The sequence below is a fragment of the Maridesulfovibrio ferrireducens genome (assembly GCF_016342405.1).
GTDB classification, from domain to species: Bacteria; Desulfobacterota; Desulfovibrionia; order Desulfovibrionales; family Desulfovibrionaceae; genus Maridesulfovibrio; species Maridesulfovibrio ferrireducens_A.
Genome location: NZ_JAEINN010000004.1, coordinates 212,309 through 235,393 on the forward strand (window position 1 = coordinate 212,309; position 23,085 = coordinate 235,393).

General features: G+C 43.1%; 18 protein-coding genes. 9 read left to right on the forward strand and 9 right to left on the reverse strand.

Annotation, left to right across the window (positions count from 1 at the left end; all coding sequences use genetic code 11):
- Nucleotides 1-7 precede the first annotated feature (7 nt).
- The 3 genes from JEY82_RS06480 to JEY82_RS06490 form a co-directional block, all read right to left on the reverse strand.
- Nucleotides 8-2,242: a S1C family serine protease gene (locus JEY82_RS06480; protein ID WP_304083979.1), complete on the reverse strand. Its 2,235-nt coding sequence runs from the start codon at nucleotides 2,240-2,242 to the stop codon at nucleotides 8-10.
- Between the two features lie 154 nt (nucleotides 2,243-2,396).
- Nucleotides 2,397-6,632 (reverse strand): acyl-CoA dehydratase activase, encoded by a 4,236-nt coding sequence (locus tag JEY82_RS06485; RefSeq protein ID WP_304083982.1) that lies wholly within the window; start codon nucleotides 6,630-6,632, stop codon nucleotides 2,397-2,399.
- 3 nt (nucleotides 6,633-6,635) lie between these two features.
- Nucleotides 6,636-7,442 (reverse strand): glutaminyl-peptide cyclotransferase, encoded by an 807-nt coding sequence (locus tag JEY82_RS06490; RefSeq protein ID WP_304083983.1) that lies wholly within the window; start codon nucleotides 7,440-7,442, stop codon nucleotides 6,636-6,638.
- 113 nt (nucleotides 7,443-7,555) lie between these two features.
- On the opposite strand from JEY82_RS06490, the gene JEY82_RS06495 reads away from it, so the two are divergent.
- Nucleotides 7,556-8,545 carry a tetratricopeptide repeat protein gene (locus tag JEY82_RS06495; protein WP_304083986.1) on the forward strand — a complete coding sequence of 330 codons (990 nt, stop codon included), beginning with the start codon at nucleotides 7,556-7,558 and terminating at the stop codon, nucleotides 8,543-8,545.
- Between the two features lie 11 nt (nucleotides 8,546-8,556).
- On the opposite strand, the gene JEY82_RS06500 is transcribed toward JEY82_RS06495, so the two are convergent.
- From JEY82_RS06500 to JEY82_RS06510, 3 genes are all read right to left on the reverse strand, one after another.
- Nucleotides 8,557-9,210, reverse strand: coding sequence for a TrkA family potassium uptake protein (locus JEY82_RS06500; protein WP_304083988.1), 654 nt, complete (start codon nucleotides 9,208-9,210; stop codon nucleotides 8,557-8,559).
- A 41-nt stretch (nucleotides 9,211-9,251) separates the two neighbouring features.
- Nucleotides 9,252-10,613 (reverse strand): TrkH family potassium uptake protein, encoded by a 1,362-nt coding sequence (locus JEY82_RS06505; RefSeq protein ID WP_304083989.1) that lies wholly within the window; start codon nucleotides 10,611-10,613, stop codon nucleotides 9,252-9,254.
- Between the two features lie 108 nt (nucleotides 10,614-10,721).
- Complete coding sequence (locus tag JEY82_RS06510; protein WP_304083991.1) at nucleotides 10,722-12,638, reverse strand: ATP-binding cassette domain-containing protein; 1,917 nt, start codon at nucleotides 12,636-12,638, stop codon at nucleotides 10,722-10,724.
- 288 nt (nucleotides 12,639-12,926) lie between these two features.
- Here JEY82_RS06510 and JEY82_RS06515 point away from each other — a divergent pair, with 288 nt between their 5' ends.
- The 5 genes from JEY82_RS06515 to JEY82_RS06535 all read left to right on the forward strand — a co-directional run bounded on the left by JEY82_RS06515 (nucleotide 12,927) and on the right by JEY82_RS06535 (nucleotide 17,408).
- Nucleotides 12,927-13,343, forward strand: a complete 417-nt coding sequence (locus tag JEY82_RS06515) for an Hpt domain-containing protein (protein ID WP_304083993.1) — start codon at nucleotides 12,927-12,929, stop codon at nucleotides 13,341-13,343.
- A 140-nt stretch (nucleotides 13,344-13,483) separates the two neighbouring features.
- Nucleotides 13,484-14,575 carry a bifunctional 3-deoxy-7-phosphoheptulonate synthase/chorismate mutase type II gene (locus JEY82_RS06520; protein ID WP_304083994.1) on the forward strand — a complete coding sequence of 364 codons (1,092 nt, stop codon included), beginning with the start codon at nucleotides 13,484-13,486 and terminating at the stop codon, nucleotides 14,573-14,575.
- Nucleotides 14,575-15,663: a 3-dehydroquinate synthase gene (gene aroB / locus JEY82_RS06525; RefSeq protein WP_304083995.1), complete on the forward strand. Its 1,089-nt coding sequence runs from the start codon at nucleotides 14,575-14,577 to the stop codon at nucleotides 15,661-15,663. The genes JEY82_RS06520 and aroB overlap by 1 nt, the downstream gene beginning before the upstream one ends.
- Nucleotides 15,664-15,668: 5 nt before the next feature.
- Nucleotides 15,669-16,832, forward strand: a complete 1,164-nt coding sequence (gene metC, locus JEY82_RS06530; protein ID WP_304083997.1) for a cystathionine beta-lyase — start codon at nucleotides 15,669-15,671, stop codon at nucleotides 16,830-16,832.
- Between the two features lie 213 nt (nucleotides 16,833-17,045).
- Complete coding sequence (locus JEY82_RS06535; RefSeq protein ID WP_304083998.1) at nucleotides 17,046-17,408, forward strand: hypothetical protein; 363 nt, start codon at nucleotides 17,046-17,048, stop codon at nucleotides 17,406-17,408.
- 9 nt (nucleotides 17,409-17,417) lie between these two features.
- On the opposite strand, the gene JEY82_RS06540 is transcribed toward JEY82_RS06535, so the two are convergent.
- Nucleotides 17,418-17,858 (reverse strand): hypothetical protein, encoded by a 441-nt coding sequence (locus JEY82_RS06540; RefSeq protein WP_304083999.1) that lies wholly within the window; start codon nucleotides 17,856-17,858, stop codon nucleotides 17,418-17,420.
- A gap of 176 nt (nucleotides 17,859-18,034) precedes the next feature.
- On the opposite strand from JEY82_RS06540, the gene JEY82_RS06545 reads away from it, so the two are divergent.
- Nucleotides 18,035-18,802 (forward strand): YkgJ family cysteine cluster protein, encoded by a 768-nt coding sequence (locus JEY82_RS06545; RefSeq protein WP_304084001.1) that lies wholly within the window; start codon nucleotides 18,035-18,037, stop codon nucleotides 18,800-18,802.
- 74 nt (nucleotides 18,803-18,876) lie between these two features.
- Here JEY82_RS06545 and trpB read toward each other — a convergent pair whose 3' ends face one another.
- Entirely contained in the window at nucleotides 18,877-20,088 is a 1,212-nt protein-coding gene (gene trpB, locus JEY82_RS06550) for a tryptophan synthase subunit beta (protein WP_304084002.1), read from the reverse strand.
- 434 nt (nucleotides 20,089-20,522) lie between these two features.
- Here trpB and fsa point away from each other — a divergent pair, with 434 nt between their 5' ends.
- Both fsa and JEY82_RS06560 read left to right on the forward strand, forming a co-directional pair.
- Nucleotides 20,523-21,167 (forward strand): fructose-6-phosphate aldolase, encoded by a 645-nt coding sequence (gene fsa / locus JEY82_RS06555; RefSeq protein ID WP_304084004.1) that lies wholly within the window; start codon nucleotides 20,523-20,525, stop codon nucleotides 21,165-21,167.
- A gap of 45 nt (nucleotides 21,168-21,212) precedes the next feature.
- Nucleotides 21,213-22,007, forward strand: coding sequence for a 4Fe-4S binding protein (locus tag JEY82_RS06560; RefSeq protein ID WP_304084006.1), 795 nt, complete (start codon nucleotides 21,213-21,215; stop codon nucleotides 22,005-22,007).
- Between the two features lie 56 nt (nucleotides 22,008-22,063).
- On the opposite strand, the gene JEY82_RS06565 is transcribed toward JEY82_RS06560, so the two are convergent.
- Complete coding sequence (locus tag JEY82_RS06565; RefSeq protein WP_304084008.1) at nucleotides 22,064-23,074, reverse strand: ABC transporter ATP-binding protein; 1,011 nt, start codon at nucleotides 23,072-23,074, stop codon at nucleotides 22,064-22,066.
- Nucleotides 23,075-23,085: the final 11 nt, after the last annotated feature.

Below are 23,085 nucleotides of genomic sequence, written 5' to 3' on the forward strand. Positions count from 1 at the left end.
AAAATACCTATTTGCGATAATTTATGCCGTTTTGTTTAAGAAAGTCGATGATTTCGGCATAATGAACTGAGAAGTTAAGGCCTTCGGTTGCTTGTTTAGAGAGTCCCCATGTGTTCACACCGACCAACTTATCTTTATAGAACAAAGGACCGCCGGAGTTACCGTGGTTAATGGGGGCGTCAGTCTGAATGTAGCGAACCTTGCGGCCTGAAGGAGCCGGGCCCATGCCTTGAAGGTTTCTGTATGCACTGAAAACACCGCGAGTAATGGTGTAAGGATATGCTTCGGGGTGACCTATAGCTTCGAGAGTTACACCTGCGGGCAAGGATTTTTTAGAATAGAATGTGACCGGTTTTCCGCGTGTCTGTATTTTTATCAGAGCAAGGTCACGGTGCATGTCATAAACCATCACCTTACCGAATGTTTCCATGTTATTATGGAGTTTCATTTCTGCAAACTGACTTCCTTCAACTACGTGAAAGTTTGTCAGAATAACATCGTCTGTGACAAAGAATCCGCTTCCCATTCCGCCTTGCGGGTTGAAAACGACGACAACAGAATCGAAGCGCGGATCGTTTCCGGTGTCGGAATCATATTTATTTGAGTAGAATTCAGCCAAAGCCTTGTTCCGGTCATGGAGAATGGATTTTTGAATTTTAGCTATGTTTGTATATTTTTTGTCTTTGCCTCTTTGAGAAGCGTAATGTCCTAAAATGTCGGACAAATTGACGCTGACAGGCTGTTTTTCATAGTTTTCAAGGTCCTGCTCTGTTTTGAACTTGGACAGGATGGAATTCGCTTCCGGGTCTTCATCCTGAACACCGTAAGCAACTTTAAAAGTACGCTGCTGTGTTATATCAAAATGATTTTCATAGTAAGCTTTATTGCGGCGGTCGATGATGTAGTATTGAACTGAAGCCTGCTTTGCGTCTTTTACAGTTACAATTTTGTAGTTGTATTTTTGATAGACTGGCAGATTCAGCATGCGCGGAGTATTTGTTGCATTGGCCTGCGCTGATAGAAAATGTTTTTCATTCAGATCGATTTCTGACTGCATTGTCATTAATGCAAGAGCTCCGCCAAGTCCCTGCATTTTAAACTGGTTTATTTTGAATTGGAGCCCGTTGTTAGCCATTTGAGCGTTCTGGTAAATCATCTGAGTTTTGTCGTATTTATTATTGTAAGTTTCGCGATACCCAGTGATTAGCTTACTTTTTTCTGCTTTGTATCCGGTTGTTTTGCGGTTTATTTTTGAAACAGCTTCATTGATCAGAATTATGATATCCGCATCTTTTGCGGTCTGCGAATTGAACATTCCGTGTGCTTCAGCCTGTTCAGCCTGAATGGGCATATCAACGTCAATGCCGAGCCCGAATTCAATGCCGTGCTGTTTCATCATTGTCTTACTGGTAACTCTGACGAAGGCAATTTTACAATCCGGAATTTCAGCGACATCAAATCCGGCTTTTGTCGTGCTCTGGAAGGCTTTGATTATAGCGCGTAAGGATGGAGTGCTTTTCCCTGCAACACGGCGGAGAGCATTTTTGTAGTACTGCGCTCCAAGATTATTTTTGAAGTTTTCTGAAAGATCAGGGCCGTAAGTGTTCATCAAATGAGGAACGCCTGTTCCTTTTGCTGCAAGGATTGTCTTTGTGAAGAAATCTGCTTGCGAATCCAGAAAATCTGTATTGTTAAGCTTTACCGGATAGATTTCAAAAAAACTTTTTCCAGTTAAAAGCGGGTACTTTTGAAATGCTGCTGCTGTGCCGTCAGTTATGATTTTTGTTTTTTTTGCCTTGGAAGATTGCAACTGAGCAAGTTCAGCCGGAACCTGATTAAATACAGTAAGTATTGATTCAGATGCTGCGGTAGCAATCATTTCGCCGGCATCTGTAAGTTTATCTTCAATTATGGGCCACTGCTCAACCGGCGCAGGCCATGTAATAGAATCTACACGAGCTTTTGAGGCTGTCAGTTTAGGCTGAAACATAAGTTTTATGGATGAAGCAAGTGCTTCTAACTGTGGGCGGGTTTCAGGATTTTCATTGAAAAAGGCTTTATTCTGCACCCAGACTTGTTCAGCTTTAAGCAGGTTTTTTTGCTGTACCAACTGCGTGATGTGGTCCGCAGGCGTAAAGAACATTGAATAATTAGTGTCTCCGCCTTTACCTGTTCCGGCAGTTTTACAGCCAGCGACAGAGATCATTATTAATAGCAATAATCCTAAAAACTTAAGCCTCACGACTTCCTCCAGTATGAATACAAAATAACAACGACACCATTAAAGTAGAAACTCGGTATCATAATCAAGGTGTCTATATCAAGGAAGGTCTTGGCAGAAATTAAGATTTAAAGAATGTAATTTTAGTGTATTGTAATAAATCTTTAGAATAGATTTACTTGTTTTTAAGTGTGAGCTGGCGAAGATGTAGTCTTGAGGCTTGTAAGCAGAAAGCTTCGAGGCGAGCCTCTATCAGTTGAGGAAAGGGGTTTCCGTCTGTTTCTATGGCGAGAAAGGGGAGTCTCGTGTCATCTTCAAGAACAGACGAAGCTTTTTTACCTGCGGATATAGCTTTGAAATTTTCACTGAGTATTGATTCTGCCACGCGAGAGGGCATACAACCGAATGGACCGATTGAAATAACTCCGCAGGATGGAGTTATAATTTCATGCAGTGAGGCTCCGACTGTAAGCACCGCTTCGCCTGTGAGATGTTTAGAAATATGAGGCTCGGCTGTTTTTACTATTTTCTGAATATCCGGACCGGAAAAGTTTACAAGTCCGCTTGCTGACAGGATAGAGCGAATCCGTTTTTCATAGTATCCCTTTACGCCTTGCTTGATGATGGACCCCAGTCCAGCTTTACCTTCAAGTCCTTTGCGATTCAGCCAGTCAGTATATTTCATCCATTCCAAAACAGGGGCAACCCGTACAATAAATCCTTCCGATGAAAGCCGCTCAGGCAGATTGCGCCGTGCAAGCGGATCGTGCCGGACATATATTTCACCGAGAAGTGAAATTACGGGATATTCTTTAATAGGTTTTTCAAGTTTAATAACGGAAAGGTCTTTCGCTCCCTTGTGAAGTGCTGTTGAGAATTCTTTCCAATCTGTTTTCATTGCATCAAGTAAATTTTGTCGTACTTTCCAGAATAGTTTTAGTGCGTTTTCCTTGTCCTTTGCTGCTGTCACAATAGTTGCGTGGATGTCCTCAAGAATAGATCCGGCAACGATTCCCTGCCATATGCCGAGAGTTACTTTTGTGCTTAATCCTCCGTAACCATTTGTAGAGCTGGGAGAAAAAATAGCAAGATCCGGTATTTCCAGTCGGCTGACAAGGTCATTCATAAAGACAGAGTACTGCCCGAAACGGCACGGTCCTTTTGCCGTGGGCATAAGGAAGAGTGAAACTTCGGACCCTTTTCTTTCTTCAAGGTGAGCAAGCAAAGCTCCGGCTGTTAATTGCAACGGGAGGCACTCTTTGCAGGATGAATTATTTCGTCCCAGTTTAAGTGCTTTTTCGTCAGCGTGGGGCAGCACTTTGTAGCGGATATTGTCTCTGCTCATTGAGGCTGCCAGAAAATCTGTGCTTATTTCTCCGAGGCTAGGAATAAGGAGTATTACCTCGGGATCGTTTATAGGACGCCATTTCCCTTTGGAATCAGTGATCCCTGAAATTTTATTGCGGGTTTCACTGCGTGCGGGAATAAAATCTTTTTTGTTTGAGTCAGGATTAATATTCTGTCGTTTGAAACCGTTTACAATATCAAGAAAGGCTTCAATGCGGGTTTCTATTCCGGCGTCCGCGGTGTGGCTGTCCAGTTCAAGGGTAAGAGATGGTTTTTTGCCCATGGCGCGTCTGAAATGGCTGAGCAGAAACGAGTCCGGTCCGCATGAAAAATTTGTGATGAATGTACCGAAAAGCTGCGGATGTTTTGCCGCATAATCCGCTGAATCTAAAATCTGCTCACCCGTTGCCCAGTACATATTGCGGTCTTTATTACATCCTTCGGTTTCTGTTCTCGGCAGCATATCGCAAGGAATAATATCGATAGAACGTGTGGAAAATTTGGCAGGGATTGATTTATTAGCCCATGAATTGAAAGCATTATACGGCCTGCCGAAGAGAGCGACAGCATTCTTTTCCGGATCTTTTTTGAGGTCTGTTAAGAACTGCTCACCTTTTTTGAGAAGGTCGTCAAAAAAGCGGTTCTGTTCGGCAACAGCTTCTTCAAAAGCTTGCGTGGCCTTGCCTGATTTTATACCGAGATTTTTTGCTGTTTTAACGAGAACTTTGCGGACTTGGTCTATTCCTTCCTGCATATGAATTACAGGAGTCAGCACGGATCTGTTTTCAAGTTCGGGAAAGGCTGAACGCAAATAGTACGGTTCACCCTGCACAAGTACACACGCGGAAGAGCGGTCGCCGCTTTTAAGTGGCAGTGATCGTAAATGAGGCAGAAAAACGTGATCTGTATTCAGTTTTAACAGTTCGCCCATGCTGCCGTGGGCAAGCTCAACGGGATGACAAAAGGGAGCGCCTTTCTGTTCAATACTTTCGGCATCAACCGAGGAAGGGAGTCTGACTCCGAATCCAAGTGAACTGAAAAAAGTATTGTAGAACGGAAACCATGTATTCATCAGTAATGAGCGGTTCATACCGATAACGGGTTGACCCTTTTCAGGTTCTTTCAGGTCGCGGTAAACTCTTTTTTCGCGCCATGTAACGAGGTCTTCGCCTTCGATTTTATGTGCGGAAATTTTAGAATTATCAAATCTGTTACAGATGCCGCCGAAGGGGAAAATTTTATTATTAATTTCAATGCGTGCGATGAAACATCCTAAGTCACAGTCTCTGCCTGCACCGTTACAGATAAAGGGAGATTTGTAGTGAACTTCTCTTTTCGAGAGTAGTTCAGGATCAAATATTCCTTCGGACAGTATCCCTTGCTGTGTACGTTTTGCCGCTTCGATGGCGACTCCGAAAGCTCCTGTCAGGCCGGGATGCGGAGGCACTATTATTTTACAGCCGGTAAGGGCCGCCATAGCAACAGGAACGGCTTTGTTGTAGCAGACTCCGCCTTGCATGAAAATTTTGTTACCAAGTGTGCGGTTGCCCTTAACTCTATTGGAATAGTTGATACATATAGAATAAACCAGACCTGCGATCATATCATCAAGCGGCACTCCTTCCTGACTTGCCAGCTTTAAATCTGATCCGATAAAGGCCGCACATTGATCGTTGAAATTGGGTGGATTCTGTCCTTTGAAAGCAACTTCTGCGATATCGGTTACTCCAATTCCAAGAGTTTCTTTGGCGCTTTCTTCCAGAAATGATCCGGTTCCGGCACTGCAAGCCTCATTCATGGCATAATCGCATGGGACTGAATTTTTCAGCCATGTATATTTGGCATCCTGTCCACCGATTTCAAAAATTGTATCAACTTCTGGATTGTAATGAACTGCCGCCGCGGCGTGTGCGGTAATTTCATTAATGATGCCTTCCGTTCCGGCATGAAGGCCCGCAATGTTGCGTCCTGAGCCAGTGACACCCATGATTTCGGCTGTGGTTCCCGCAGGAATTTGTTTTGCCAGTTCGGAGTATACGTTGCGCGAGGCTCCGATTGGATCTCCGTCAGTGCGCAGGTAGCAGGATGCGATGATTTTTAGAGTTGATAGATCTACCAGAACTCCTTTTGTTGTCGTTGAACCGACATCAAGACCTAACGCAAGCTTGTTGCCGGAAGTAAATTCAGCTTGTTCTTCTTCATGGAATTCTACGAAATCTATGTAATCTCTAAGAGGGGGCAAAAAGGTAAAACTGGTGTTTCCTTTAATGATCAGTTCGCTGAAATTATCGGAGTGAAATTTTCCGTTTTCAGCAGCCCATAAAGCGGCTCCGAGAGCTTCCATGCAGTTGGCATGTTCTGGAATGACAAGGTCCGGTAATTCTTTTTTCAGTTCTCTGACCATGAATTTGTTCAGGGTGCAGCTTCCGATGAGTGCTACTTTATCAGAAGGAAGTTTTCTGAGCAGTTCTAAACATTTTCCGGCCATCATGCGGGCCAGTCCGGCAACTACCGCGTCTTTTTCGATTCCTTTGTTCAGGGCGTGAGTACAATCACTTTTACAAAATACCGAGCATCTGCCTGACACTTTGTGCGGAGGCAGGTTTTCATCCATATCAGCCATGGACTTGAGATCAAGGCCCATACGACTGAGTTGCTGCACAAGAAATTCACCTGTACCGGATGCACATTTATTTCCGGTATGAACAGTTTCGACCTTACCTTCCGGGCTTAGAAGATATGCCATAAACGTTTCTCCGCCAGCACTGAGAAGTGTGCGGTAACCCTCTTTTGCAAGATCAATAAAGGACAGGGCTGACTCAAGGGCTTGCGGTTCGGATATGGAAGGCAGGTTTAATAGGTGTCTGAATTTTCTGCCAGTGGTCGCAATGCTTATGTTTTCGAGGTTTCCGAATTTTTTTAAAGTGGAAAGAATTGTCGCAGCGGGGTTTCCTTCGTGAGAAACCGAAACTGTTTTGAGCACGGTTGTTTTTCCGTACTCTGAAGAAATTAGAACCATGCCTATGGTAGAAGCTCCGGCGCAAATGCCTAATGATTTGTTCATATATTATAAGTCAGATGTAATTTGCTTCGGTTGATGTAATTTAATTTCAAAAATTTTGTTCCAGAATTTACCAGTGACGAAAAGTCGTTTATTTTTATTGTCCCATGCAATCCCGTTGGCAACTTCCGCTTTTTTTCCCGCAAGAGGACGAAGGTTGGAAATGTCCAGCCAGAATTTTATTTTTCCGCTTACGGGGTCGATTGCACCTATTTTATCCTTGTACCATACATTACAAAGGATGACTCCGTCTGCATACTCAAGCTCATTTAGGCGGAATATTTTTGTGTCTCCGTCAGTGATCTTAAGAGTGTTTATTTTCTTGAAATCATGCGGGTCTCGAAATGTGAGCGAATCTGAACCATTACTTTGAATTAAAAACTGCCCGTCAGAGGTGAGTCCCCAGCCTTGGCCGTTGTATTTGAATGAGCCTGTGCACGCAAGGGACTTTGAATCATATACGAAGCACTTTCCAGATTTCCATGTGAGCTGAAATATTTTTTTATTCCATAGGCATAGCCCTTCGCCGAAAAGGTTCTGATCAATTTTATATTCAGTGCATAGTTTGCCGCTTTCCGGTTCAATTTTGCGGATGGAAGAGTGTCCGTGCTTTCCTGTGCTTTCGTAGAAGAAATTATCGTGATATAAAAAACCTTGAGTATAGGCGGATTCGTCGTGAGGAAATGAGTTTAGAATTTTACAGTTGATTATAGGGGCCTTATGTCGAAAATTTCTAGCATGGCTTTTTGCTGCAAAAATGGGCAAGATAAGGGCAAGCGCTACTAATCCGATAATTATATGATATTTATGCATTGCTCGGAAACCTAGCCGATTTTCTTGAGAAGTTCCAGAATTGAACAGGCTGTTTTTTATTTATATCATTAACTTTCTATAAATTTTTAAAAACCTCTTAAGAGGTAAATAAAATGGGATCAAATACTACATTTTTTCAGTATCAGCCTCCGTCAAAGAAGGAGGAAAAAACTACTCCTGAATTAGTTACAGTAGTTTCCCTTAAGTCAGAAGTTGAAGTCCGGGGAAAGAAAAAAAAGTATTGGCTGGTGCGTGAAACCCCCGGAGAAATGTTTGAATTACAAGAGATTAATTCTAATCATGTTCCCTCCGGTCCTATTCGATTAGTATCCAGCGAAGAATTTTCTTCACTCTATACTCTGGAATTGGATTATTGGCATCAGGAAGTTCGCCCCGGTATGGATAATTTGGATAAAACAGTACAAAGAGGTGAAAGTCATAGAGCTCAAGGTGAACTCTATAGTGCCGAGATGGAGTATGCCGGAGCACTGGAGGTGGACGAGGGTAACGTTCGCGCTACTTTCGGGCTTGGTCTTACTTATCTTGATAAAGGGGATATAGAAAAAGCTCAGGAAATATTTTCCAAGGTATTGCAGCTTAAATCTGCTTTTAAGGTAGAACATAAACATATGTTTAATGATTTCGGCATTTCTATGCGTAAAAGCGGAATGTATAAAGAAGCGTTGCAGTATTATAATCGAGGGGTAGATTTAGACAGCGAAGACGAAAATCTTTATTTTAATATAGCCAGAACTCATTTTGAAGCGGGAGACTGGGAAAACTGTTTTCGTTATCTGACCCTGTGTCTTGAGAAAAACAAAGGCGTGGAAGAAGCTCGAAAATTCTGTTTTTATATTATTGAAAAGAGTACAAATGATGATGATATGCTCCGGGAATTCGGATCAGCTGAGGTCGGTACCAAGCTTCGCAGTGATATCCTGTCCTTATTACGCAAAATGCAGGTTGCAGCCGGAGTTGAGCTTGATGAAGCTATTGAAAAAACTCATCAGATACGGGATCGTATGCTCGCAATTGACGAGGAAGAAAGACATCTTCGCGAAATGGAAAAAGGTCTTTATAATCTAGACGAGAACAACAAGTAATATTCCTTACGCTAAGATATTTTCAAGAGGTTTTCGTGGGCGCCTATCAGGACGAGTATATCATGTTCTTGTAAAGGGTCGTTGGCTTTGGGAACAAAATTAAGCTCGGACGATCCATTTTTTCTGATTGCAATAACCTGAACTTGAAAATTATTTGTTAAATTCAAATCTTTCAAAGTTTTTCCTTTCCATTCACACACTTCTTTTTCTTTTATAAGAACATCCTGCCCCATGGAAAGATAATCCAGCATTCCGGGGGTTGCGAGTTTATATGCCAATTGTTTTGCGGCAAAGTGTTCTGGAAAGACAACGAAATCTACTCCAAGTTTGCTCAAAACTTTTTTGTGAGCGGCGCTCATGGCTTTAACCCATATTTTTTTAACACCGATTTCCTGCAAGTTGAGAACAACCAGAATGCTTGCTTCCATGGAATCTCCGGTGGAGACTACAACATAGTTAAAATCCTGAAAGCTGAGCTGCTCCAGTGTCTGCTGGTCTGTTCCATCAGCTTGAAATACTTGAGTCAAGTAGGGTTTTGCTACTTTCACCCTTTCAGTACTGGAATCGACTCCGGTTACTCCGTGGCCAAGTTCCCGTAAGTTGCGGGCTAGTTCGAGCCCGAATTTACCGAGTCCGATAACTCCTACTTCTATTCTGTCTGCCATTTAATTCTCCAAATATATGTGCGCTTAAATTTTTAGAAATATTAACCCAATGAAAGATCGTCTTCAGGTACTTTATAGCGAGGTTCGCTTTGCCAGCTGTTAATGGCCGTCAGCAACCATACCGGACCGAGTCTTCCCACGAACATCAGCGAAATGATAATTATCTTACCGGCGGAAGTCAGCTTCGGGGTTATTCCGGTGGAAAGACCTACTGTAGCAAACGCTGAAACGGTTTCAAACAGAATTTCGATAAAATGTCCTCTGGCCTGAGTGTGGGGAATGTTGCCGCCTTCAGTTATACTGAGCAGAATTACTGCCGTTCCGAGGATTACTCCGGCAAGAGCCATTATGGTCAGGGATTTATTTATGCTGTCTTCAGTCAGAGCATACCAGCCGACACGGACCTGACTCCTTCCTCTTATTTTGGAGATAACAAATCCGAAAAGGGCGCGGAAAGTCGTTGTCTTCAAACCTCCGGCACATGATCCCGGAGATCCTCCGATAAGCATCAGAAATATCATGAAAATAAGCGAAATGTTGGTCATGCTGGAAATGTCCAGAGTGTTGAATCCGGCTGTTCGGCAGGTGACTGATTGGAATAGGGCACTTAATTCATTGCTTTCAAAGTTCGGTATTACATGGGCCCTTAAACTTTCCGCCAGCAAAAGAGCAACAGTGCCTGCAATGATTAAAAAAAGAGTTGTTTCAAGCACTATATATGTTTGCCATGAAATAGGGTGCGCTGTGATAGGGCGTTTTTTTCTGCGGATGTAGTCGCATAATTTCTGCCATAGCTCGGTCAAAACATAGAATCCAAGGCCACCCATGACTATGAGAGCAATGAACACAAAGTTGATGCCTGCGTGGTCTTTCCAAGTGGAAAGACTGTCTGGATATAATGAGAATCCCGCATTACAGAATGCTGATACGGAGTGGAATATTGCTGAATAAGGTGCAAAACCTTGGGGGTCCATTCTGTTTAGGAGAACGGCTCCGATCAGTTCAATTGAAAGAACTGCGGTGACCACTCCGACAATAAATCTGCCGATATTAAACGATGGGTCGTGAATAAGCGTCTGGCTTACAGCAATGCGGTCTGCCGCGCTGACTTTTTTACCCAGAAGATATATTACGAGGCTGGCATAGGTCATGATTCCTAAGCCGCCGAGCTGTATCAGCGTCAGGATTACGGTTTGACCTGTGCGGCTGAAAAAGGAACCTGTATCAACCACAGCAAGCCCGGTTACGCAGACTGCGGATGTTGCTGTGAATATTGCATCAAGGAGTGAAAGAGATTTGCCCGGATGGCAAATGTCCAGTTTCAATAATAAACCACCTGTGATGATTGTGGTCAGGAAGGCATATATGGGCACCCAGAATGGGGAAGATGCTTTTGATTTCATTGGCTGAATTTACGCCCGGGCGGAGGATATGGCAACAGTTTTACTTTTTCCGCCGCCCGGGGTGATTTTAACTTAGAAGTTATATATATTCGTCAGCTTTTATTTTGATTATGAACGATATTTAGCAAGCTTGGATTCAACTTCTTCCCAGCGTTCAAAAGTTTTTTCATGTTCACTTTCAAGTTCAGCCAGTCTGGTTTTGGTTTTAGCCATTTCCTGCGCTGACTTTCTATAAAAGTCTGAATCGAGCATGAGTTCCTGTATGGCTCCGATTTCTTTTTCAAGTGTTTCGATCTGGGCCGGAAGATTTTTCATTTCTTCTTTAAGAAGGTCCAGTTCACGCTGTTCTTTGTAGCTCATTTTTTTAGGACGAACAGCAAGACTAGGCTGCTCTTCCTTTGCCGCTTTCAGAGTCTTGGGCTTATTCTCTTTTTCCGCTTTGGGTTTCTGTCTGAGCCAGTCATCATAACCGCCGACGTATTCTTTAACAGTTGCGTCGCCTTCAAATACGATTGTGCTTGTTACTACGTTATTCAAAAATGCACGGTCATGGCTTACGATAATGACAGTACCTGGGTACTCCATCAGCTTATCTTCGAGAAGTTCCAAGGTTTCTGCATCAAGATCATTTGTAGGTTCATCCATTATCAGCAGGTTGGATGGACGGGTGAATAATCTGGCGAGCAGAAGGCGGTTTCTTTCTCCGCCGGAAAGAACTCTTACTTTACTGTTGGCGCGGTCGGCAGGGAATAGAAAGTCTTTCAGATAACCCATAACATGTTTAGTTCGCTCGTTGATTGTGACGACATCGTTGCCGTCAGCAACGCTGTCACGCACGGATTTATCCGGGTCAAGCTGTTCTCTGTGCTGATCAAAATATGAAATTTCAAGCTTGGTTCCTAACTTTATTTTACCAGAATTAAGTCTCAGATTACCTAGCAGAACTTGAATAAGGGTTGTTTTACCGGTTCCGTTAGGTCCGATAATACCGATTCTGTCGCCGCGCATGATGGTAACGTTAAGGTCTTTAAATACAGGCTTGTCGCCCCATGAAAAGTTGGCATTTTCTGTTTCGGCTACAATTTTACCGGAACGGGATGCTTCCTGAATCTGGATAGCGGCGGTTCCGGTTTTTTCGCGGCGCTGACTTCTTTCGCTTCGCAGTTTTTCGAGTTCACGAACTCTGCCTTCGTTTCTGGTTCTTCGGGCTTTAACACCTTGTCTGATCCATACTTCTTCTCTGGCGAGTTTTTTGTCGAACTCGGACCAGTTTTTTTCTTCGGCATCAAGAAGTTCTTCTTTACGCTTTAAAAAAGTATCATAATCGCAGGTCCAGTCGGCAAGTTTGCCGCGGTCCATTTCAATGATACGGGTAGCGATGCGGCGCAGGAACATCCGGTCATGAGTAATGAATATGAGAGTTTTGATATGTTTTAAAATAAATTCTTCGAGCCATGCAATGGAGTCGATATCCAGATGGTTAGTAGGCTCATCAAGGAGTAATATGTCAGGGGTGCTGGCTAGGGCGCGGGCAAGCAGTACACGTCTTTTGAGCCCACCTGAAAGGGATTCAAAACGAGTTTCAGGATTCAGAGAAAGACGGGATATGACCATTTCGATTGTGGTCATGGCATTCCAGCCACCGTGTTGTTCCATGATATCTTCGATTTCAGAAAGCTTTGAAACATCGCCTCCGTTAGCCACTTCTGTGCTGACGCGATGATATTTTGCTAAAGCGTTACCCAGTTCTCCGAGACCTTCAGATACTACATCAAAGACGGTTCCATTCAGGACTTCCGGTACTTTTTGAGAAAGCCTTGCTACTGTTACTCCTTTCTGGGTGGAAATAACTCCGCTGTCAGGAACTAAATCCCCGCTCATGAGTCTCAGCAGAGTGGACTTTCCTTCTCCATTTCTGCCGACGATACAGATGCGCTGTCCGGGCTGAACCTGAAAGGATGCCTTGTCTAAAAGCAGTGGTCCGCCGAACGACATTGAGACACTATTTACACTCATTAAGGCCATATTTTAAACTCCGCGTTATGTTCTGAAAAATTATATATGATGAAATCTGAATAAAGTGCGTAAAAAGTATTAATCTTCACGAGGGCGGCAGTGTAGATGGTTGCACCGGAAAAGGAAAGAACTTACAGTGGCTCAGAAAATTTATAGTGGTTTTGCCTTATCTCGGAGATTGACGAAATTAATGCAGTAGGGCAGATAACATATATAATTTAAATTCAGTTTTTGCAAAAAAAATCACCCGTATTTAGCGAGCGATGCAGATTAAATAAAATAAAGGCATTATATTAAATGAGTACAGGCGACAGACTATTAGATATATTTCAAGAAGAGACCTTGGAACGTCTCGACAGCTTGGAATCAGGACTGCTTACCTTAGAAAAAAATACTGAAAATGGATCTCACGAACTGATAAACTCTATTTTTCGTGACGCGCATTCTGTTAAAGCCGGTTCTAATCTCCTGAAGCTTCGTAATATTGAAGAGTTGTCTCATACTCTTGAAAATATGTTAGAATTGATACGATCCACTGATCTTGTTCCAACTGAATTGATGATAACAGCCAGCCTTGAGGCTGTGGATAAACTTCGCGGCCTGGCAGAGAATATTATGGAGAGTGATTCAAAGAGTATCCGGCTGCAAAAAATGATGCTCGAAGTTTCCTTGAAACGAGCCTTGGCCGAAGAGTCCGAAGAGTCCGAAGACTGATGTCTTATCGGAGATAATTTGATCTCCTGTTTTATATATTTTTCTTTCTGTCCAGTCGGTTACTTCTTCTACTAGCCTTCATCATAATTCCGGCTTGGCCTACTCTTAAAAACTATCAACAAGTTAAGGAGGTCTTAACTATGAGTGTTCAACTTGATATCGACGGTATTGATTCCTGGGGTTTCAAATATGACGGGCCTTTTATTATCGCAGGGCCATGTAGTGCTGAAACACGTGAACAGGTGCTTGAAACCGCTCGCGGTGTAGCGAAGACCGGAGCACATATGCTGCGGGCCGGTATATGGAAACCCCGCACACGCCCTAATTGTTTTGAAGGCATGGGTGAAGAAGGTTTGAAATGGCTGGTTGAAGCCCGTGAAGAAACCGGAATGCCTATATCCACAGAGACTGCAACACCTGAGCATGTAGAACTCTGCCTTAAATATAATGTTGATCTTATCTGGATCGGAGCAAGAACCACAGTTAATCCTTTTGCAGTTCAAGCGCTTGCGGATTCCCTTAAAGGTACTGATATTCCGGTACTGGTCAAGAATCCCATCAACCCGGATGTTGAGCTTTGGATTGGAGCTTTGGAGCGTCTTAATAAGGCCGGAGTTAGAAAACTCGGTGCGATTCATCGCGGATTCTCTTCTGCAAAGGTTACAGAACTTCGTAATGCACCTAACTGGAGAATTTTTATTGAACTTCGCCGTCGCTGCGAAGGGTTGCCTATTATTTGTGACCCCAGTCATCTGTGCGGAAAGCGTGCGCTTATTCCCGCAGTGGCACAGAAAGCACTTGATCTCCTTTTTGACGGATTGATGATCGAATCTCACATTGATCCTGATAAAGCTTTAAGTGACAGCAAACAGCAGTTCACTCCTGAAGATCTCGGTAAAGTTATTGCCGGACTTCAGGTTCGTCATCCTGCTATCGAAGATGAAGAATTTATTCATGCTGTTGAAAAGAAACGCATCAGACTTGATGAAATAGACGAATCCATCGTTGAATTTCTTGCTGAACGCATGGCTATCGGACGTACCATCGGTACACTTAAAAAAGAAAAAGGAATTGCTCTCCTCCAGCCTGCACAGTGGAAAAAAACTGTTGAGAAGCGCACTCGTGAAGGTGTTGCCCGCGGCATGGATGAGCACTTCATGCTTCGTATTTTCCAGTACATTCATGAAGAATCTTTGCGTCAGCAGGAATCTACATTTGCCGGAGATAAATAATGCCGAGGGTTGATGTTACGCTGAAAGGAGAATTTGATAACTCCTATGAGATTCTAGTCGAAGACGGGGCTATGGATAGTCTTATCCCGGATCTGTGTTCGCAAAAGTTTGGTCGTACTCCGGTTGTTATATGTGATGAAAATACACGCGAGCTTTTCGGGCTTAAATTAGCTGAGAAGCTTGCACTTGAAAATATTGATCCTCTTCTGCTTACAGTTCCGGCGGGTGAGAAAAGCAAGAGTCTGGATGTGTTCGCATCCCTTCTCGAAGCTATGCTTGAAGCCGGAATCAATCGTCAGGACGTTGTTGTTGCTCTTGGCGGTGGCGTTGTGGGAGATCTTTCCGGCTATGTTGCCGGAAGTTACATGCGCGGAATAAACTTTGTTCAGGTTCCGACCACACTGCTCTCACAGGTTGATTCCTCTGTGGGGGGAAAGGTTGCTGTTAATATCTCCGGCGGTAAGAATTATTGCGGAATGTTTTACCAGCCTAAACGTGTTTATTCTGATATTTCCGCGCTGGACAGTCTGCCTGAACAGGAAATCCTGAGCGGGTTGGGCGAAGTTGTAAAGCATGGTTTTATTGCGGATAGAAAGTTTGCGGAATATCTGTTGGACAATTCCGATAAAATACTTTCTCTCGATAGAGAAGTTATGTCCGTAGTGGTTGCGCGTTGCTGTGAAATAAAAGCAAATGTGGTTTCCAGAGATGAAAAGGAAGGGGGGCTCAGGCGTATACTCAATTACGGTCATACCGTAGGGCATGCTATCGAGACTTTTTACGGGTATAAATTGTCGCACGGTGAATGTGTCGGGCATGGCATGAGAGTTGTTGCCCGGGCCTGCAACCGTGCGGGGATGCTTTCTGATTCAGATCTGGAATTGCATCAGGATGTAATGGACAGATTGTCTCTTGCAACCGGTTGTTTGAATATTCGCCCTGCTGATATTATGGAACTCATGAAACGTGACAAGAAGGTTAAAGACGGGGCAGTTGTAATGGTTGCTCTTGATAAACTTGGTCATGCGGTTATCAGAGATGATTTCCCGCTCGAGTTGATTGAAGCTGAACTGCGCGAAAGGTACTAAAAAAAATGAAAAATATCGGAACAAAGTTAGTTAACGGGGGCAAAAAAGAAGCCCGCCAGAATATAAATACTATCAATCCACCGCTGCACCGTGCTTCTACTGTGCTGTTCGACAGTTATGCAGATATGTTGAGGGCCAATCAAGGCAAGTTTGAAGGTATTGCATACGGAACCTGCGGACTTGCGGCTCAGAATGCTTTTGAGGCTGCAATGACTGAGCTTGAAGGGGCGTATGGTTGCAAGGCTTTCCAGTCCGGTATCAACGCAATTGCTATGGTTTTGCTGGCATTCACCAAGCAGGGTGATCATGTCCTCATTTGTGATAATGTGTATGGTCCGACCCGGCATTTTTGCGACGGATTTATGTCGAAGTATGGAGTTACCGCAGATTTTTTTCCGTCCGATGCAGGGGCTGATATCAGCAAATTTATGAAGGATGAAACCCGACTGATCTTTATGGAATCGCCCGGTTCCAATACTTTTGAGATTCAGGATATTCCAGCCATAACTAAAGTGTGCCGCGAGAAGGGAATTGTCAGTGTTATTGATAACACTTGGGCCACTCCTTTATATCTTAATCCGTTTGAACTTGGTGTGGATGTTTCCATACAGTCCGCCACAAAGTATATTACTGGTCATTCAGATATTCTGCTCGGTACAGTTTCCACTACTGAAGAAAAATGGGCTGAGTTTGAAAAGTGTTGCTATATTTTTGAAATTTTTGCACCGCAAGAGGATTGTTATCAGGCCTTACGGGGACTTAGAACTCTTCACGTGCGTTTGAAGCATCATGAACAATCAGCACTTGATGTCGCAAGATGGCTTGTTAATCATAAAGCCGTAGATAAAGTTATTCATCCCGCTCTTGAAAGCCATCCTGAACATGAACTTTGGAAACGCGACTTTAAAGGTTCAAGCGGTCTTTTCGCTTTCACACTTCGTGATGAGTATGAAGAGATGGATCACTCTGTTTTTGTAGACAGCCTTGAACTTTTCGGCCTCGGTTACAGTTGGGGCGGATATAAAAGTCTTATTACTGGCGGAAGATTTAAGCGCAACAATTCTTTTGCTTACGAAGGAAAAACCATTTTCAGACTTAATATCGGTATGGAAGATGTCGACGATCTTAAAAAAGATTTAGAACAGGGGCTTTCCAAATTGAAGCTCTAGGTTCTGCATATTTTTTTAAGTATATGGTTACATTTTTTATAGAATATTTATCTTCAAGGGTGAATGTAAATATTTTATAGGGGGCATGTAGGAGGCCTGTATCGTCTGTATTTGATATGTGTTTATAACTTTTATTTGAAACTTTAAATGTTTTCATGTTTTTAAATAGAATAGGCGTTGATCTGGCCTTAAATAGATGCAATATTCTATTTTATGAAAACGCTCGTACTATCTGTTCTAATTTTATTTATGCCGTCCATTGTTTGTGGCGCAGAAAGAGATTATCAGGTTTTGTGGTGCGATCAGAATCATGGAAAAACTGAATATAGACTTCCCGATGCAACTCGTGTGGATTGTCTGACTGAAACGCATGCGGTTGAAATGGATTTCGGTCGTAAGTGGGCTGAAGCTATCGGGCAGTCGTTATATTACGCTTCCTGCACTGGAAAACGCGCGGGAGTTGTTCTTATTATGAATAAGAAAAAAGACGCGCGTTATCTGCGTCGCTTAAATGAAGCAATTACGTATGCGAAACTTCCCATTGATGTCTGGGTTATGGATACGGTTCTTCCATAAAAAATAATATTAAATACTGCCGAGGTCCATTTGGTCAGCCATTTGGGTCATGGTTTTTTGAGTGACTTCTTCGTCGCTTGAAAAGCCTGATGAGTAAATTATCACAAGGCTTTTTTCTGCACTTAAAATAATCATAAGTCCGCCTGAGTCTTCCATTCCGGGCTGGAAATAGAAGGCTTTTTTACCTTTATACTTAAATTCCTTTGCATCTGTTATTTGCGGGTTCATATCTCCGGACAGAGTGAACTGATAATTTTTTTCGCCCTGTGTATAGGCTACGAATGCGCTACTGTCGTTTGCTTCGCGCGCAATAAGTTCGGCTCCTTTAGGGACTACCTTCACAACTTGTTTAATGAGCGGGTCAGTTCGATATTCGTTTGCGCATGCAAAAGAGGCTGAGGCCAGTATGAGGACCATAAGAAATTGCAGAATTAAAGCTGTTTTTTTCATGTTAAATCCTTTGAACGTTTGGGGTGACTTGAATTAATCAAATATAAATTAATTTTAGTTGGTACACTAAAGCATGAATGTGCAGTCGCGGCAATAGGATGCCGGTTATAAATGTATTCGGTTGCTTGTTTTTTGAGTGCAAGATAAATAAATGCATTCATAAAACGGAGGAAAGAATGAATTCCAGCCCTGAAAACGTGATCAACCGCGAACTCGCTCATCTTTATGCAATGTTTGAAGCTCATACTGAAATGCAGAAATGGTTTAAGGATATGGCTCTTGCCGTATGTGCTGACTTGAAGGGGCTTACTCCTGAGAATGAATTGTTTGCCCGTATGATTGTTGATAAAGGAGTACGCTGTTTCGAGGCAAATTTTAATGCTGTAGTCGGGCAGATTAGTAATCTTGATCCGACATTTCAGGTTGCATGTACAGAGGGGTGTTCGTACTGCTGTTTTTCTCACATCACCTTGGTGCCGCAAGAAGCATTTAATATAGCATTATATTTGGCTGAGAAGTTTGATGCTTCTGATTTTGAAAAGATTGTCAAAGCTTGCGTGGAAGGGGCAGAAGAATTTGATTCTGCCGGATTGCAGGAATTTACAATGAATTATTTTCGTCCGTGTCCTTTTTTGAAAGATAATAAATGTTCAATATATGAAGTGCGCCCCATCACATGCCGCAACTGGATATCCCATGATCTTGATCCCTGTATTAAAAGTCATGAGTCAAAAGACTGTATTGCCGTTCCGCAGAATGCGGTAATAATGATTCAGAAAGATCTGATTTTTGCGGGACAGCAGGCTTTTCTTGATGAGGTCGGGATTAACGGGCGTATTGCATCATTTCTGCCCTTGATTGAGCAAGTTTTAACTGATTATGAAGGAACTTATGCGAGTTGGCTTTCAGGTGATTCTTTGCGTGGGCAAATAGAAAGAAAATAAAAAAAACTGCCAGCCTTGATAAATTAAGGCTGGCAGTTTTTTTGTGCTGTTTGTAGAATTTGAACTTGCCGGATTTAAGGCATGCAGAAGTCGCCTTTACTGATCAGGCTTTCGATTTCAGCAACGTCTTTATCTCCGCGACCGGATAAGTTGACGATGATTATATTCTCTTTGGGCAGAGTCGGAGCAAGCTTCATGGCATATGCCAGCGCGTGTGATGATTCCAACGCGGGGATGATTCCTTCCTTCTGGGAAAGAGTGAAGAAGGCTTCTACTGCTTCTTTATCAGAGGCATGAACGTATTCAGCTCTGCCTAGATCTTTGAGGTGTGAATGTTCGGGGCCGACGCTTGGGTAATCCAGTCCGGCAGAGATTGAATAAACCGGAGCCGGTTCACCTTCATCATCTTTAAGCATGTAAGAATTAAAACCATGCATTATTCCGGGTTCACCAAGGCAGAGAGTTGCAGCGTGTTCGCCGGGTTCAAGGCTGCGTCCTGCCGGTTCTACTCCAACTAGTTTAACATTTTCATCTTTGACGAATTCAGAGAAAAGGCCGATCGCATTTGATCCTCCGCCTACGCAGGCAATACAGTAGTCAGGCAAGCGTCCTTCGTCTTCGAGGCACTGCTCTCTTGCTTCTTTGCCGATAACGGACTGGAAGTCGCGGACCATGGTCGGATAAGGATGCGGTCCGACAGCTGAGCCTAGCAGATAAAATGTGTCGTCTGCGTTTTGAATCCATGCACCTAGAGCTTCGTCAACGGCTTCTTTAAGAGTGCGCTGTCCGGATTCAGCCGAAATAACTTTTGCGCCCATCATTTGCATACGGAAAACATTTAGTTTCTGTCTTTCAACATCCACTGCTCCCATGTAAATGGTGCATTCCATACCCATGAGAGCGGCTGTTGCAGCGGTTGCAACTCCGTGTTGTCCGGCTCCAGTTTCGGCTATGATTTTCTTTTTGCCCATGCGTTTGGCAAGCAGAATTTGACCGATGGTATTGTTTACTTTGTGCGCGCCGAGATGGTTTAAATCTTCTCTTTTCAGATAGATTTTCGCTCCACCAAGGTTATTCGTGAGATTTGAACAGAGATAAAGCGGAGTGGGGCGCCCGGAATATTTTGCGAGATAGTATTCGAATTCACGTTTGAATTCATCATCGTCTTTAAATTTGTTGTACGTGTCGGCAAGCTCATTAAGGATCGGGATGAGCTGTTCGGGAACATATTGTCCACCGTATTCACCAAAAAAACCGTCTGCATTGATTGTTGCATTGTCAGTCATCTTTTCTCTCCTGAATTTCTTTTTCGACAGTGAGTCGCAGAAAATAAAAAAACCGCGACCAGTTTTCACTGTCGCGGTTTTATAAAGCTATATTTGCTAGTTACTTTTCTTTAAACGTAACCTACCCGCGACGCATTAAAAAGCGCCACCACCAATTGCGAAGGGTAAAGTTAGAAAAAGTTACGTTCATAGTGAGCAAACATTTACGCAGATCTTTTAAAGTTGTCAACAAATGCGGATTATAAATTGTTTTTGTTCGGAGTTATATTAAGATTAAAGATAGTGCTTTTGCTCATGTCTCATTTGAGCTATGAAAATGCTTCATGCAAAAGACTGAAAAATATCCTTATATCTAGTGGTTATTTGTGTAAAAGGTAGACCTTTTTATGTTTGCGTTGTCGTTTACGCATGATTAATTACAAGGAGAAATATTAATGGAATTTTTTTTAGATACAGCAAATATTGATGAAATCAGAAAAGCTCAGAGTCAGGGACTTCTTGACGGAGTGACCACAAATCCTACACTTCTTTCCCGTGAAGGCGGAGACTGGCGTAAGCAGGCGCAGACTATTTGTAATGAAGTTCAAGGGCCTGTCAGCCTCGAAGTGATGGGCGAGACTGCCGATGAGATGGTTAACGAAGCAGAAGATCTTTCGCAGTTCGGTGAAAATGTAGTCATTAAAATACCTATGACTTCCGAAGGCTTGATAGCTACAAAGGCCCTTTATAAAAAAGGAATGAAGACCAACGTAACTCTTGTGTTTTCTCCTCTTCAAGCTCTTTTAGCGGCTAAAGCCGGTGCTACTTATGTAAGTCCTTTTGTGGGCAGGCTTGATGGCATTTCTCACGATGGAATGGAATTGATTTCACAGATACGGACAATTTTCGATAACTATGATTTTTCCACTAAAATTCTGGTGGCGAGTATTCGTAATCCTTTGCATGTTCTCGATTCGGCTTTGATCGGCGCAGATGTGGCGACTATTCCGTATAAGATTATCAGCGAGCTTGCCAAGCATCCCCTGACAGATCAGGGATTAGCGGCATTCAAAACTGATTGGGATAGTTTGACTAAGTAGTTTTTTATACTTTAACGATTAAAATTTATAATTTTTGGAGAGTTTATGACTTGTTCTAAGCTTCGGTTGATTTGTTTTTCTCCTACAAGAACAACAAAGCGCGTGCTGAAAGCTATTGCCGAAGGTGTTGATGCAAAGGAATTGACCATTTCTGATGTGACCAAAAAGGATGGAGTGCCGGATGATTTTGATTGTTCAAAGGATGATCTGGTCATAATCGGAGCACCTGTCTACTCAGGACGTTTGCCATCAGTTGTACTCGACAGGCTGGCAACTTTGAAAGGAAACAGCGTGCCTGTTGTTTTGGTCGTGGTTTACGGTAACAGAGCTTACGAAGATGCCTTGCTTGAGCTTACAGATATTGCTGAAGGTGCAGGATTTAAAACTGTTGCAGGGGCTGCGTTTATCGGGGAACATTCTTTTTCAACTTCGGCTACTCCGCTTTCAGTAGGAAGACCGGATTTTGTAGATATTGATAAAGCAAAGAGTTTCGGCGCAGAATTGGCAAGCAAATTTTCAAGCAACGGTTTTGCTAGCGACTCTAAACTAAAAGTGCCGGGCAATAAGCCTTATAAGACAAAATCTGCGAGTGCATCTGTTTCTCCGATTTCGCTGGATAATTGTGAACTGTGCGGTTCATGTGAAAGAGTTTGTCCTACGGGAGCAATAGCTGTCGGGGCACACGTCATTACTGACGGTGATAAGTGTATATTGTGCTGTGCCTGTATAAAGGTCTGTACTGCCGGTTTTAGAAAAATGGAAATTCCGAAAATTTTGAAAGTTACGCAATTTCTTGCTGATACTTGCAAAGATCGTAAAGAACCTGAAATTTATTATTAAATTAAAAAAGGGAACCTGTAATCAGGTTCCCTTTTTTAATGAAGTTTTAAGCTTAATTATTTTTTGATATTTGAAAGATGGCAGCGGGTTTTGTGTCCCGGTGCTATTTCGCGTATTTCAGGAACTGCCAGCCTGCATATATCCATTGCATGTGCACACCGTGGATGAAAATGACAGCCTTCAGGCGGATCTAACGGTGACGGGATTTCGCCTTTTAACGGGGCAAAATCTACATCTCTTTTTTCCAGTCTCGGAATTTCGTTCAGAAGAGCTTGCGAATAAGGATGAAACGGGTTGCTGAACAGTGTTTCAACTGACGCTATCTCAACGATTCTACCTAGATACATAACCGCGATGCGGTCTGAAATATGTTCAACAACTCCTAAGTCATGACTGATGAACAAACATGTAAGGTTCAGCTCTTTGCGTAGATTCATAAACAGGTTCAGAATTTGAGCCTGAATGGATACATCCAGCGCGGCTACTGATTCATCACAAACAAGGCATTCGGGCTGAACAGCCATTGCCCTTGCTATACCGATACGCTGGCGCTGTCCGCCTGAGAACTGGTGAGGGTAGCGATCTTTATAGGTCGGATCAAGTCCGCAGCGAAGCATCACTTCGGATAAGTATGAATCAAAATTTTTGCGCGTGGTAAGGCCGTGATAAAGCGGAGCTTCTCCGATGATCTGGCTCACTCTTTTACGCGGGTTCAGTGACGCGTAAGGGTCCTGAAAAATCATCTGCACGTTTATGGCGTAGTGCAGGGCATCTTTTGGAGACAGGTCTTTTACATTTTGACCTTTGTATAAAATATCTCCACCTGAATCCGGTAGAATTCCGCAAAGCATTCTGCCGAGCGTGGATTTTCCGCAGCCCGATTCTCCGACCAGTCCCAGAACTTCACCGGGCATGACATCGAGATCAACGCTATCGACAGCCTGAACTCTTTCTTCGCGAATTTTTGAACCGAGAGCGCTTGCTATTTTGCCTGCAAAGTCGAGCTTTTTAACAAAGACCCGGCTGAGGTTTTTACAGCTTAAAAATGGGGTGGTGGCATCACTCATATATAAATCCT